The organism is Burkholderia sp. 9120 (assembly GCF_000745015.1).
In the GTDB taxonomy this organism is placed as follows: Bacteria; Pseudomonadota; Gammaproteobacteria; order Burkholderiales; family Burkholderiaceae; genus Paraburkholderia.
In genome coordinates this window covers 1737257-1750126 of record NZ_JQNA01000002.1, presented here as the reverse complement: position 1 = coordinate 1750126, position 12870 = coordinate 1737257, and the positions used below count along the sequence as shown (strand labels likewise).

10 protein-coding genes are annotated in these 12870 nt (G+C 64.3%); 6 read left to right on the top strand and 4 right to left on the bottom strand.

The genetic code is table 11. The features are described from left to right. Nucleotides 1-98 precede the first annotated feature (98 nt). On the top strand, nucleotides 99-884 hold the full coding sequence (locus FA94_RS15985) for an IclR family transcriptional regulator (protein ID WP_035552886.1): 786 nt from the start codon (nucleotides 99-101) through the stop codon (nucleotides 882-884). 27 nt (nucleotides 885-911) lie between these two features. On the opposite strand, the gene FA94_RS15980 is transcribed toward FA94_RS15985, so the two are convergent. Next, a complete protein-coding gene (locus FA94_RS15980) occupies nucleotides 912-1745 on the bottom strand; it encodes an EAL domain-containing protein (protein WP_035552884.1) in 834 nt (277 codons plus the stop codon). A 322-nt stretch (nucleotides 1746-2067) separates the two neighbouring features. On the opposite strand from FA94_RS15980, the gene FA94_RS15975 reads away from it, so the two are divergent. The 3 genes from FA94_RS15975 to fahA are packed head-to-tail and all read left to right on the top strand — an operon-like array spanning nucleotide 2068 to nucleotide 6120. Beyond that, nucleotides 2068-3432 carry an MFS transporter gene (locus FA94_RS15975; protein WP_035552882.1) on the top strand — a complete coding sequence of 455 codons (1365 nt, stop codon included), beginning with the start codon at nucleotides 2068-2070 and terminating at the stop codon, nucleotides 3430-3432. 34 nt (nucleotides 3433-3466) lie between these two features. After that, complete coding sequence (gene hmgA / locus FA94_RS15970; protein WP_035552879.1) at nucleotides 3467-4813, top strand: homogentisate 1,2-dioxygenase; 1347 nt, start codon at nucleotides 3467-3469, stop codon at nucleotides 4811-4813. Further along, the gene (gene fahA / locus FA94_RS15965; protein WP_035552877.1) at nucleotides 4810-6120 is read left to right on the top strand and encodes a fumarylacetoacetase; all 1311 of its coding nucleotides are present in this window, start codon (nucleotides 4810-4812) and stop codon (nucleotides 6118-6120) included. Before hmgA ends, fahA begins: the two co-directional genes overlap by 4 nt. A 109-nt stretch (nucleotides 6121-6229) precedes the next feature. Here fahA and FA94_RS15960 read toward each other — a convergent pair whose 3' ends face one another. Next, complete coding sequence (locus tag FA94_RS15960; protein WP_035552875.1) at nucleotides 6230-7390, bottom strand: MFS transporter; 1161 nt, start codon at nucleotides 7388-7390, stop codon at nucleotides 6230-6232. 49 nt (nucleotides 7391-7439) lie between these two features. Continuing rightward, nucleotides 7440-8606, bottom strand: coding sequence for an MFS transporter (locus tag FA94_RS15955; RefSeq protein ID WP_035552872.1), 1167 nt, complete (start codon nucleotides 8604-8606; stop codon nucleotides 7440-7442). 372 nt (nucleotides 8607-8978) lie between these two features. On the opposite strand from FA94_RS15955, the gene FA94_RS15950 reads away from it, so the two are divergent. Continuing rightward, nucleotides 8979-9620 carry a plasmid fertility inhibition factor family protein gene (locus tag FA94_RS15950; protein WP_051980595.1) on the top strand — a complete coding sequence of 214 codons (642 nt, stop codon included), beginning with the start codon at nucleotides 8979-8981 and terminating at the stop codon, nucleotides 9618-9620. On the opposite strand, the gene FA94_RS15945 is transcribed toward FA94_RS15950, so the two are convergent. Then, the gene (locus FA94_RS15945; RefSeq protein WP_035552870.1) at nucleotides 9617-10615 is read right to left on the bottom strand and encodes a 2-hydroxyacid dehydrogenase; all 999 of its coding nucleotides are present in this window, start codon (nucleotides 10613-10615) and stop codon (nucleotides 9617-9619) included. The genes FA94_RS15950 and FA94_RS15945 overlap by 4 nt on opposite strands. A 550-nt stretch (nucleotides 10616-11165) precedes the next feature. On the opposite strand from FA94_RS15945, the gene aspT reads away from it, so the two are divergent. Continuing rightward, complete coding sequence (gene aspT, locus FA94_RS15940; RefSeq protein ID WP_035552869.1) at nucleotides 11166-12848, top strand: aspartate-alanine antiporter; 1683 nt, start codon at nucleotides 11166-11168, stop codon at nucleotides 12846-12848. The last annotated feature ends 22 nt before the right edge of the window (nucleotides 12849-12870 follow it).

Here is a 12870-nt window from a genome sequence, read left to right as displayed (position 1 = left end):
TTCTGGACTGAAACGTGTCTGAGCTACATCCTCGGGCTTGACTTAAGTTCCGCTATGCGAAACAATGTTTTGCAAACCACGACCGAGTGTATCACCCCATGCCGCCCACATCTACTCTGTCCGATCCGCTCGACGAGCGTAAATTCGTCGTCGCCCTCGCACGCGGGCTGGATTTGCTGCGCGCGTTCAAACCGGGCGAAACCATGCTCGGCAATCGCGATTTCGTCGAACGCACGGGTCTGCCGAAGGCGACGGTCAACCGTCTCGCCTATACGCTGACGGTGCTCGGCTATCTGCGGCTCGACGAAACGCTGGGTAAATATGCGCTCGATGCCGGTGTGTTGTCGCTCGGTTTCGCGCTGCTTTCGGGCACCGACACGCTGGAACTCGCGCGTCCGCATATGCGCACTTTCGCTCGCGAAGTCGGCGCGGCGGTGTCGCTCGGTTGTCGTGACGGGCTCGACATGATTTATCTGGAGACGATCCGCAGCGAAACCGCGCTGACGCTCGGGCTGGCGTCCGGCTCGAAACTGTCGATGCTCACGAGCTCGATGGGCCGCGCTTATCTGGCCGTGCTACCGGCCGACGTGCGCGCCGCGCTGCTGACCGAACTAAAGAAGGCGGCGGGAAAGGAAGGACCGGCTTTAGTCGCCGACGCCGAAACGGAAATTGCCGCGTTCGCCGCGGAACGCTGCTGCTATTCATTCCGAGCGTGGCACGACGACGTGAACGCGGTCGCGGTGCCGTTTCGCGAGCCGCGCGAAGGGCGCTGGCTGGTGCTCAGTTGCAGCGGGCCGGCGTCGTCGATGGGCGAGGCGGTGTTTCGTGAGAACGTCGGGCCGCGCTTGAAAGCGCTCGCGCGGCGTCTGGGCGATACGGGCTAAAGCGCGTCGAAACACTAGCCGCCCCGCTCAAACCGCCCGATCGTGATAATGCGCGTTGAACAATGGCCCTTGCACGAAGCGCACGTCGTACTGCTGGAGCGCGACGAACTGCGCTTCATCCACCACGCGGTTGAAGATCAGCGGAATCCGCAGGCGGCTCGCGTAACCCACTAGCGGTTTCACCGTCGCATCGCGCAACGCGATGCCGGCATCCATCTTGATGAAGTCGAGCCGCGCGGTCTCCGACACCGACAGAATCTGCCCCGCGTTCGACAGATTGCCCGCCACCTTGAAGCCGTAGCGCTGATAGCTCGTGGTCAGATAACCGAGAAACGTCTTGTGCGCGACGGCCGCCGCCGGCAACTCGATCACCACCCGCGACGGGTTCAGCCCGAACGACACCAGCACCGTCGAAAAATGCCGGCCGTGGTCGTACTTCACGCTCTTCAGCAGACGCTCGTGCACGCGCAGAAACAGCAACCCGTGCCGCTGCGCGCCAAAGAAATTGATCGCATGCAGCGCCCGCGACATACGGTCGAGCGCCACGAGCTGCTGGTCGTCGGCGATCCGGTCGAACGGGTCGAACACCTCGAGCGGTGGCGCGTCGAGCCGCTGCGTGACGGCCTGAAAGCCGAGTTCGTCGCCGAACCGGTCCACACCCTCGGCGCCGGACGTGAGCGACTGCGCCAGCGAATGCACGCTGATGTCGAAGATCGGCTCGTAACTGCTCGCCAGCTCGTGCCCGTCGAACCGGGCGAGCGCGATGTCGCTGTGCTCGCCGTGTCCCATCGCCAGGTATTCGCCAAGAAACGGGTGTTCGGCGGCGCGGGCGATGAGGTTGGGGATGGTCGGCGGAATCATGTAGGCGAATGGATGGCAAAAGAGGCGCGCTCGGCGCCGGGCAACGCGACGCGGTTGCCGCATCCAATGATGGTAGCAGCCCGGCCCGCGCCCACATGAACAAAATGCTCATAACGTTATCCGCCGAACGCTTGTGCGCCGGGGCTGGCGGCCGTATTCGGGCTGAGCTTCAGGGTATACGTTAATTTCACCATCCGTAATTCGTTTTACTATACGTAAATTGCCGTGTGGGCAGTGACGACGATCGCGTCTGCACAGATCATCGTCACCGTTGCCATCCATGCGGCCACCAGACAATCCATCAGGATGAGGGGACACCCGAATGAGTTCCAACCCGGCTCCAGCCGCCGCCAACGTGATCGAAGTCGAGCGCGTGCTCGGCGAAACGCATCACCCGGCCTTTCAATGGATGCTGCTCGCGTTGTGCGGGCTGTGTCTCGTGATCGACGGCTTCGACGCGCAGGCCATGGGCTATGTCGCGCCTAGCGTGATCGGCGAATGGCATGTGTCGAAGGCCGCGCTCGGCCCGGTGTTCAGCGCCAGCCTGTTCGGCATGCTGCTCGGCGCGCTGGGCTTGTCGGTGCTGGCGGACCGGATCGGCCGTCGGCCGGTGCTGATCGGCGCGACGTTTTTCTTCGCCGTGTCGATGCTGGCCACACCGTTCGTCTCGACGATTCCCGCGTTGATCGCGCTGCGCTTCATCACCGGCCTCGGGCTCGGCTGCATCATGCCGAACGCAATGGCGCTGGTCGGCGAGTTCGCGTCGCCCGCGCATCGCGTCAAGCGCATGATGCTGGTGTCGTGCGGCTTCACGCTGGGCGCGGCGCTCGGCGGCTTCGTCAGCGCCGCGCTGATTCCGGCCTACGGCTGGCGCGCGGTGTTCTGGGTCGGCGGCACGGTGCCGCTGCTGCTCGCGTTCGCGATGCTCGCCGCGTTGCCGGAATCGCTGCAATTCCTCGTTATCAAGGGACACAGCGAACGCGCGCTGCGCTGGCTCGCGAAATTCGATCCGACGCTGACGATCGATGCCAACACCCGCGTCGTCGTGCGTGAGAAGGGCACCGGCGGCGCGCCGGTCGCGGAACTGTTCCGCGCGGGCCGCACGCCGGTCACGCTGATTCTGTGGGCGATCAGTTTCATGAACCTGATCGACTTGTACTTCCTGTCGAACTGGCTGCCCACCGTGATGCGCGACGCCGGGTATTCGCCGTCCACCGCGGTGATCGTCGGCACGGTGTTGCAGACGGGCGGCGTGGTCGGCACCTTGCTGCTCGGCTGGTTTATCGAACGGTTCGGCTTCGTGCGTGTGCTGTTTGTGTGTTTTGCCGGCGCGGCGCTCGCGGTCGGCACCATCGGCACGGTCGCGCATGCGCTGCCGTGGCTGCTGATCGTGGTGTTCGCGGGCGGCTTCTGCGTGGTCGGCGGACAACCGGCGGTCAACGCGCTGGCCGGTCATTTCTATCCGACCACGTTGCGTTCGACGGGCATCGGCTGGAGTCTCGGCATCGGCCGGATCGGCTCGGTGATCGGGCCGCTGGTCGGCGGCCAACTGATCGCGATGAACTGGTCGAACGCGTCGCTGTTCCACGCGGCGGCTTTGCCGGTGCTGTGTTCCGCGCTGCTGGTGATCGCGCTCGCCGCGGCGACCCGGCAACGCGGCCGCCCGTCCGAGCCGCAGACCGCGTGAGATGAAACGAACGAGTATCAACGGAGAACCTTGCATGGACACCGCAACACGTCAGCCGAATACCGCGCGCTCGCGGCTCGAGATCGAGCCGGGTTATCAGTCGGGCTTCGGCAATGAATTCGCCACCGAGGCGCTGCCGGGCGCGTTGCCCGAAGGCCGCAATTCGCCGCAGCGCGCAGCCTACGGTTTGTACGCCGAGCAACTGTCGGGCACCGCGTTCACCGCGCCGCGCGGCCACAACCGCCGCACGTGGACGTACCGGATCCGGCCGGCGGCTGTGCATATGCCGTTCACGTTGCTGCCTTCGGAACGGCTCGTCGCCAACTTCGCCGAAGTCCCGCCGACGCCGCCCAATCAACTGCGTTGGGACGCGTTGCCGATGCCGACGGAGCCGACCGATTTCATCGACGGTTGGGTGACGATGGCGGGCAATGGCGCCGCAGAATCGATGAGCGGTTGCGCGATTCACCTGTACGCCGCGAACCGCTCGATGCAGGACCGTTTCTTTTACAGCGCCGACGGCGAACTGCTGATCGTGCCGCAGGAAGGGCGTCTCCACATCGCGACCGAAATGGGCCGGCTCGACGTCGAGCCGTTCGAAATCGCGGTGATTCCGCGCGGTGTGCGCTTCGCGGTGAGCCTGCCGGACGGCACCGCACGCGGCTATATCTGCGAGAACTTCGGCGCGCTGCTGCGCTTGCCGGATCTCGGCCCGATCGGCTCGAACGGTCTCGCGAATCCGCGCGATTTCCTCACGCCGCACGCGGCCTACGAAGACCGCGAAGGCGACTTCGAACTCGTTGCCAAGATGAACGGCAATCTGTGGCGCGCGGACATCGGCCATTCGCCGCTCGACGTGGTGGCATGGCACGGCAATTACGCGCCGTACAAGTACGATCTGCGCCGCTTCAACACGATCGGCTCGATCAGCTTCGACCATCCGGACCCGTCGATTTTCCTGGTGTTGCAATCGCAAAGCGACACGCCGGGCGTCGATACGATCGACTTCGTGATCTTCCCGCCGCGCTGGCTCGCCGCGGAAGATACGTTCCGCCCGCCCTGGTTCCATCGCAATGTGGCGAGCGAATTCATGGGCCTCGTGCATGGCGTGTACGACGCCAAGGCCGAAGGCTTCGTGCCCGGCGGCGGGAGTCTGCACAACTGCATGACGGGTCACGGCCCGGACGCGGACACGTTCGAAAAAGCCTCGCATAGCGATACGTCGAAGCCGCACAAAGTGGGCGACACGATGGCCTTCATGTTCGAAACGCGCACGCTGCTCAAGCCGACCCGTTTCGCGCTCGACACCTCGCAATTGCAGGCGCATTACTACGAGTGCTGGCAAGGCCTCAAGAAACATTTCAACCCGGAGCAACGATGAACGCATTGAGCGATCTTCAGGCGACGCTCGATCCGTCGCGTAAGAGCTGGGTCGAATCGGCCAACGATTCGACCAGCGATTTTTCGATTCAGAATCTGCCGTTCGGCGTGTTTAGCGACAAGCGTGATGGGCTGAACGCGGCGCGGCGCGTGGGCGTGGCGATCGGCGACCAGATCGTCGATCTGGCCGCGTTGCAGGCGGCGGGTTTGCTTAAGGTGTCGTCGAAAGCCGACGTGTTTGCACGCGAGACGTTGAACAATTTCATCGCGCTGGGCCGCGACGCGTGGCGCAGCGTCCGCGTCCAGCTAAGCGATCTGCTGGGGCGTGACACCGCCACCTTGCGCGACGACAGCGCACTGCGCGCGAAGGCGCTCGTGCGTCAGGCCGACGCGCAATTGCATCTGCCGGTGCAGATTCCGGGCTACACCGATTTCTATTCGTCGAAAGAACATGCGACGAATGTCGGCTCGATGTTCCGCGATCCGAAGAATGCGTTGCTGCCGAACTGGTCGGAAATGCCGATCGGCTACAACGGACGCGCGTCGTCGGTGGTGGTGAGCGGGACGCCGGTACGTCGGCCGAACGGTCAACTGAAGTTGCCGGATCAGGAGCGTCCGGTGTTCGGTGCGTGCCGAAAACTGGATATCGAACTGGAAACGGGTTTCGTGATCGGCGCGGGCAATGCGCTGGGCGAGCCGGTGGCCTGCGCGGATGCCGAAGCGAATATCTTCGGCATGGTGTTGCTGAACGACTGGAGCGCACGCGACATTCAGCAATGGGAATACGTGCCGCTCGGCCCGTTCAACGCGAAGACCTTCGCGACCACGATCTCGCCGTGGATCGTCACGCTCGACGCGCTCGAACCGTTCCGCGTCGCGCAACCGGTGCAGGAGCCGCAGCCGCTCGCTTATCTGCGTCACGACGGCGCGCACGCTTTCGATATCCATCTGGAAGTGACGTTGCGTCCGCAGCAGGCCACGCAGGCGAGCACGATCACGCGGACCAATTTCAGGCACATGTACTGGACGATGGCGCAGCAACTCGCGCATCACACCGTGTCGGGCTGCAATACGCGGGTGGGCGATCTGATGGGTTCGGGCACGATCAGCGGACCGAGCGAGGATTCGTTCGGCAGCCTGCTGGAACTGACGTGGAACGGCAAGAAGCCGGTGGAGTTGCAGCAGGGAGGCACGCGCAGTTTTATCGAAGACGGCGATGAACTGACGTTGGCAGGCTGGTGCCAGGGTGACGGTTATCGGGTGGGGTTCGGCGTGTGCGCCGGGGAGATTTTGCCGGCGCAGTCGTAACGTCACGAGTAACGTCACGGCACAAGGTGCAAAGCCGGCGGATTACGCCGGCTTTTTTATTTCTAACGTGCGCAAGCGCATCATGACGTCACCCGCCGCGCGGCGCGCGTTACCCCACTGCCCGCATCGGCGCCCGTCGCCGTTCCCACCAGACAGCCGCCAGAAACGCGAGTGCCGCCACGAGCAGCACGCCGACCATCGCGTCGTTGCCGACGCCCTTCATCAATGCACCGGCCACGAGCGGCCCACCGAAACTGGCCGCGCTCCACGACGCGCCCACCAGCGAACTCGCCGACACCAGCGCGACGCCGCGAAAGCGTTCGCCGCAAGCCACCAGCGACAACGTGTAGATCGCACCCGCCGCCGCGCCGAGCACATACAGCAACGGCCAGCATAGCCACGGCGAGGTGATCGCCCACGGCAGCAGCGGCAACAGCAGCACGACGATCACGCCGCAACCGATATGCACCCGTTCGCGGCCCAGCCGGTCCGCGAGCCAGCCGATCGGAAACTGCATCGTCGTGTCGCCGAGCAGCAAAGCCGACGCCGACAACACGGCGACTTCGCTCGTCATGCCGTGCGACATCGCGAAGAGCGGCAGCAGCGACAGCGCGATCGTGTCGAACAGCGCGAAAAAACCCGTGCCGACCACGAGCGCCGGCATCTGCGGCAAAACGTGACGCCAACTGCCGTGCGCGGCGTGTTCGTCGTCGGCGGCGTGCGGTGTGGTGCGGATGGTGGCGAGCATCGGCAGCGCCAGCAAAAAGAGCGCGCCGCAGATCAGGAAGCGCGAATGCATGAGGTCGGCGATCTGACTCACCAGCACCGGCCCCGACATCTGGAACAGCGTGAAATTGGTGGCGTAGATCGCGACGACGCGGCCGCGGGTGGCGTCGTCGGCGAGCTGGTTGACCCAGGCTTCGCCGATCGTGAAGAGCAGCATCAGCGCGGCGCCGCAGAGCACGCGCAACAGTGCCCAGAGCCACAGGTTCGCGGTGAGTTGCATCAGCGCGGTGGCGATCGCCACCACCAGCACCGCGCCGACGATCACCTGCCGGCCGCCGAAGCGCGCCGCGATCCAACCGGCGAACGGCACGATGAAGAGGCCGCCGCCCGCTTGCGCGGCGGTCAGCAGGCCGACCACGTCGGTGCCATAGCCGGCTTGCGTCAGCGCGAGCGCGGTGAGCGGAAGAGTCGCGCCGCTGCCGAGCCCGACTACGGCAACGCTAAGAATGAGCGCGAGGAAATCGCGAGTGAAGATGACTTTCATCGGCCGAGATGCTACTACGGCCGCGGGTCATTAGCACGCAACGCGGCGACTATCCCGCGGCCATCATGCGCTGGGTGCGACGGTCGATCGACACCGACCACAGCGTCAGCACCAGCGCACCGATCGAGGTCGCCACGCCGACCCACGGCAGCGTGGTGAGCGGCGCACCCGCACCGATCGCCATGCCGCCGAGCCAGGCGCCCGTGGCATTGCCGAGGTTGAACGCGCCTTGATTCAAGGTCGAGGCCAGATTCGGCGCATGGCTTGCGCGGTCGACGATCAGCATTTGCAACGGCGGCACGATCGCGAAGGCCAGAATGCCCCAGACGAAGATCGTGATCATCGCCGGAATCTGCGCGTGCATCGTGCCCGCGAAGATCGTGAGGATCACGACGATCGCCAGCAGGAACGCCACCAGCGACGGCAACAGCCGCCAGTCGGCGAGCTTGCCGCCGAGCGTGCTGCCCACGGTCAGGCCGAGGCCGAACAGCAGCAGCACGAGCGTGACCGCATGCGGCGTGAAGCCGGTCACGTCTTCGAGGATCGGGGTGATGTAGGTGAAGGTCGAAAACAGGCTGGCCGACGCGAGCACGCTGATGCCGAGCACCATCAGCACCTGCGGATTCTTCAGCACGCTGAATTCGTGGATGAGGCTGGCCTTCTGCATCTCGATCTTGGCCGGCAGGCAGACGGCGAGCGCAGCCGCCGCGACGATGCCGATACCGGTCACCGCCCAGAAGGTTGCGCGCCAGCCCACGGCCTGGCCGAGCGCGGTGCCGAGCGGCACGCCGAGCACGTTGGCGAGCGTGAGGCCGGTGAACATCAGCGCGATGGCTTGCGCGCGGCGATTCGGCGCGACCAGACCCGCGGCCACCACCGAGCCGATACCGAAGAACGCGCCATGGCAGAACGCCGTGACGATACGCGCGGCCATCAGCACGGCATAACCCGGCGCGATCGCGCACAGCATGTTGCCGACGATGAACACGCCGATCAGACTCATCAACGCTTTCTTGCGCGGCATGTTGGCCACCGCGATCGCGACGATCGGCGCACCGATCGTGACGCCGAGCGCATACGCCGACACCAGCATGCCGGCGGCCGGAATCGAGACGGACAGGTCGCGTGCCACGTCGGGCAGCAAGCCCATGATCACGAATTCAGTGGTACCGATTCCAAAAGCGGCAACGGCAAGGGCGAGCAGGGGTAAAGGCATGGTGGCGGAGCGTGAATCGGCGCGACGGGAAGCGTCGCGCGGCCGGCGCGCATTTTCGGGGCGAGAACGCGTGCGCCGTACAAGAGGCAAACAGTAGGGGATTCTACCTAAGTCAAAACACCCTTGCTGCGCCGTCAGGCGGCTGTTGTTTTTTGCTGCATACGGCGCGCGGTCCACTCAAGGACGAGTGCCGCGACGCCGATATCCTGGTTAACTTCGACGCGTCCATAGCTATTGAAATTTTGCCTAGCTATAGTCGTTACATCGATAGAGGTCAGCGTCTGCCCGTGTGTGCGGGTACTTTTAAAGTGTGTTCATGCCGAGGTGTCCTGGCAGCATGAGCATGCAGTGTGATTAATGCCGTGGTCTGTCATGCTTCTTACACAGTCGACTCGTAGCGTTAGCGCTCTTTTAACGCGCTGGCGGATTTTCGCTAGCTTATCGAGCCTGCCTTTGCCCTCGTCCAATCCCTCGTCAGCCGCCTCGCCGGCTTGCGCCGAAACCGTGTGGATCGTGCCGCTCCTCGAGCATTCGTGGTTCGACCATGTGCGCCTGAAACGCGTGTTCGTCACCGACGGCACGCGGCATCAAGTGGTGCTGATCGACGTGCGCAAGCTGCTCGCCTGCGCGGATCGCGACAACACCGACTACGTGCTGAAGCCGGTTGCCGAATGGCATGCCGGCAAGGTGCGCGGCATTCGCGAGTTTCTCGATCCGGACAACCCGCGGATTCCGCAGATGCCCTATGTGACGATCACGACGCGTCGCGCGCCGGGGTTGCTCGGCCTGGTCGGATTGGAGCGCGAAGGCGTGGTGTCGTTTCGCAACGGGCAGCATCGCGCGCGCTATCTGGCCGATGCCGGCGCGCGCTGGTTTCCGGTGGAAGTGCATGAGCGCGAGGCGGTCATGCTGCGCGAACTCTGTGGCGCGCCGGACGACGCCCGCACCGCGATTCGCGCAACGACGCTAGGCGGGCCGCCCCAGGTCGTTCCCCCGCCCGCCGCTCATCCCTAACCCGTCGCCCGCACCACGTTGCGTGGCGTGCCGCTCTCCCAGGCCGCGACGTTGTCGAGCGTGGTCTGGGCGATCTCGCTCATCGCTTCACGCGTGAAGAACGCCTGGTGCGCGGTGACGATCACGTTCGGGAACATCAGCAGACGCGCGAGCACGTCGTCCTGCAGCGGCAGATTCGAGTGATCCTCGAAGAACAGGCCGCCTTCTTCCTCATACACGTCGAGACCGAGGTGGCCGAGCTGGCCGTCCTTCAACGCGCCGATCAGCGCATTGCTTTCGACCAGGCCGCCGCGGCCGGTGTTGATCAGCATCGCGCCGCGTTTCATCCTGGCGAGCGCGTGGCCGTCGATCAGATGGTAGGTGTCCGGCACCAACGGACAGTGCAGGCTGACCACGTCCGATTCCGCCAGCAAGGTATCGAGCGGAACATAGCGCGCACCGAGCGCGAGCAGGTCTTCGGCGGGCGTGCCGGGATCGTGCGCAAGCACCTGCATGCCGAAGCCCGCCATGATCCGTCCGAACACGCGGCCGATCGTCCCCGTGCCGATCACGCCTACGGTCTTGCCGTGCAGATCGAAACCGAGCAGCCCGTGCAGCGAAAAGTCACCCTCGCGAGTCCGCGCGACGGCGCGCGGCAGACGCCGGTTCAACGCCAGAATCAGGCCGACCGCATGTTCGGCCACCGCGTGCGGCGAATACGCCGGCACGCGCGCGACCGTGATGCCGAGGCGTTCGGCCGCGGCCAGGTCGACATGATTGAAGCCGGCCGAGCGTAGCGCGATCAGGCGCGTGCCGCCGGCATGCAGCCGTTCGAGCACGGCCGCGTCGACTTTGTCGTTGACGAACGGGCACACCACCTCGTAGCCCTGCGCAAGGATCGCGGTTTCGCTGTCGAGGTGCGATTCCTGGAAGTGCAGTTCGTAGCAATGCCTGCCGTTGGCTTCGATGAACGTGTCGCTGTCGTACTGACGGCTGCTGAACAGGATCATGCGCATGTCGGGCTCCAAGGAATGCATGCCGGCCGCAAGGTGGATTCAGGCGTGGCGGTCTCGCCGCGCGCGAGGGGGATGAGCCAGTATAAAGGCCCGGTTGCCGCCACCGCGCACGGTACGTATTGCCATTCAGTCTTTGCTAAAGATCATCTTTTGCGAAGGCAGTCCGGTCAAGATTGAAAATAATATTGACAGGTGTGACGAATTACAATATTTATTAAAAAAGCAGTCTGAAAAAAGCATGTTCATTCATGCAGTAAAGTAGAAAAAATCGGCCATCAGAATTCGGTGTCTTTTTTAAGGCATCGAGCGATTTCGCGAGGACAGTGTGACCGTCGAGCTATCACAAACGCTTTTCCATAACATCGCCGCAGCGCCGCAATCTTCCCGGACGCATGTCGCGTCATCCCATTGCCATAAATAGTGTCATTCAGCCAGCTATGCCGGTTGAGTAATTGCTGAGCCGTACCCGGTTTGAGCGAATTATTTGCACTTTTTTTGAGCCATTGTTTTTCAGTCTCCTACTAATAAACCTGTAAATCGGCGAGCCTACATGATCAGTGATTTGCTGAGGTCTCAACCGGAGATCGCGCTGTTCGCAAGCCTGGCAATTGGATATTTCATTGGCTCATTTCGTGTTGGGCCGATACAGCTCGGCGGCGTCTGCGGTACGTTGATCGTTGCTTTGCTGTTGGGACAGACGGGCGCGCGACTGGCGCCCGATCTGAAGAACATCGCGTTTGCGCTGTTCATCTTTGCGCTGGGCTTTACCGGCGGGCCGCAGTTCTTTGCCAACATTGGACGCGGCTGGCGCTATGGCTTGTTGTCGGTGGTCGAGATCGTCTCGGTGCTGATACTGATCCTGATCGCGGTGGTCGTGATGCGGCTCGACGCGGGCACGGCGGCCGGGCTGCTGGCCGGCGCGGCGACCGAATCGGCGGTGATCGGCACGGCGTCGGAGGCGATCGCCAAGCTCGGTTTCGGCGACGCGGAAACGCTGCGTCTGCAGGCCAATATCGTGACCGCGTACAGCGTGAGCTACCTGTTCGGCCTGATCACCATCGTGCTGTTCACGAGCCAGTTCGCGCCACTGCTGCTGCGCGTCAATTTGCGCGAGGAAGCCGAGCGCGTGTGGCGCAAGCTCGGCGGCGACGGCGCGTTCGGCGAAGGACAGCGGGCGGCGGCGCCGGCGCTGGTGGGTCGCGCATTCCGCGTCGGCGCGGCGGCCGGCACGACGGTCGTGGCGTTCGAGCAGCAGTACGGCTACAACCTGACTATCGAGCAACTACGGCGCGGTGGTGAGGTAGTGCCGGTGGAACCGAAACTGGTCTTGCTGGCCGATGACCTGATCCTGATCGGCGGGCGTCGTGAAGCGATTGTGACGGCGTCGGCGAGTCTGGGCGAAGAAATCGACAGCGGCGGTTTCGACCAGATCGTCGCCGAAAAAATCGACGTGGTGCTGACACGCCGCGAAGCGGAAGGTCTGACGGTGGCGCAGGTGCGGGAACGGGCCGATCCGGAACAGGCGCGCGGCGTCTACATCGCGGCAGTTACGCGGCTCGAAACCACGGTGCCCGCGTTGCCCGGCACGGAGTTGAATCGCGGCGACGTGTTGACGCTGGTCGGCGCCAAGGCCGACGTCGAACGCGGCGCGCGGCGCCTGGGTTACGTGCTGGCCGCCACGCAGAAAACCGACTTCGTCTATCTCGCGCTGGGCGTGCTGGTGGGGATGGCGATCGGCCACCTCGGCGGCCGGATCGGCGGCGTCTCGATCGCGCTCGGCACGGGCGGCGGTTGCCTGCTGTCCGGCTTGCTGTTCGGCTGGATCCGCTCGCGCTATCCGTTGATCGGCTCGCTGCCGTCGGCGGCCGCGCAGATTCTCAAGGACTTCGGCCTCGCCACCTTCATCGCGGCGGTTGGTTTGTCGGCGGGACCGGACGCCATCAAGCTGGTGCGCGAATACGGCCTCGCGTTGCCGGTGGCCGGCATTCTGATGGTGCTGGTGCCTGGGCTGCTGTCGCTGTGGATCGGCCGTGCGTTTCTCAAGCTCGAAGCCCCCATGCTGCTCGGCGCGATTGCCGGCCAGCAATGCAGCACGCCCGCGATCAGCGCGCTGGTCGGCGTGACCGGCAACTCGACGCCGGTGATCGGCTACACGATCACCTATGCACTCTCGAACATTCTGTTGCCGTTGATGGGGCCGGTGGTGGTCGGTCTCGCCGGCAAGCTCGGTTAGGTAACACGACATGAGCGGCACG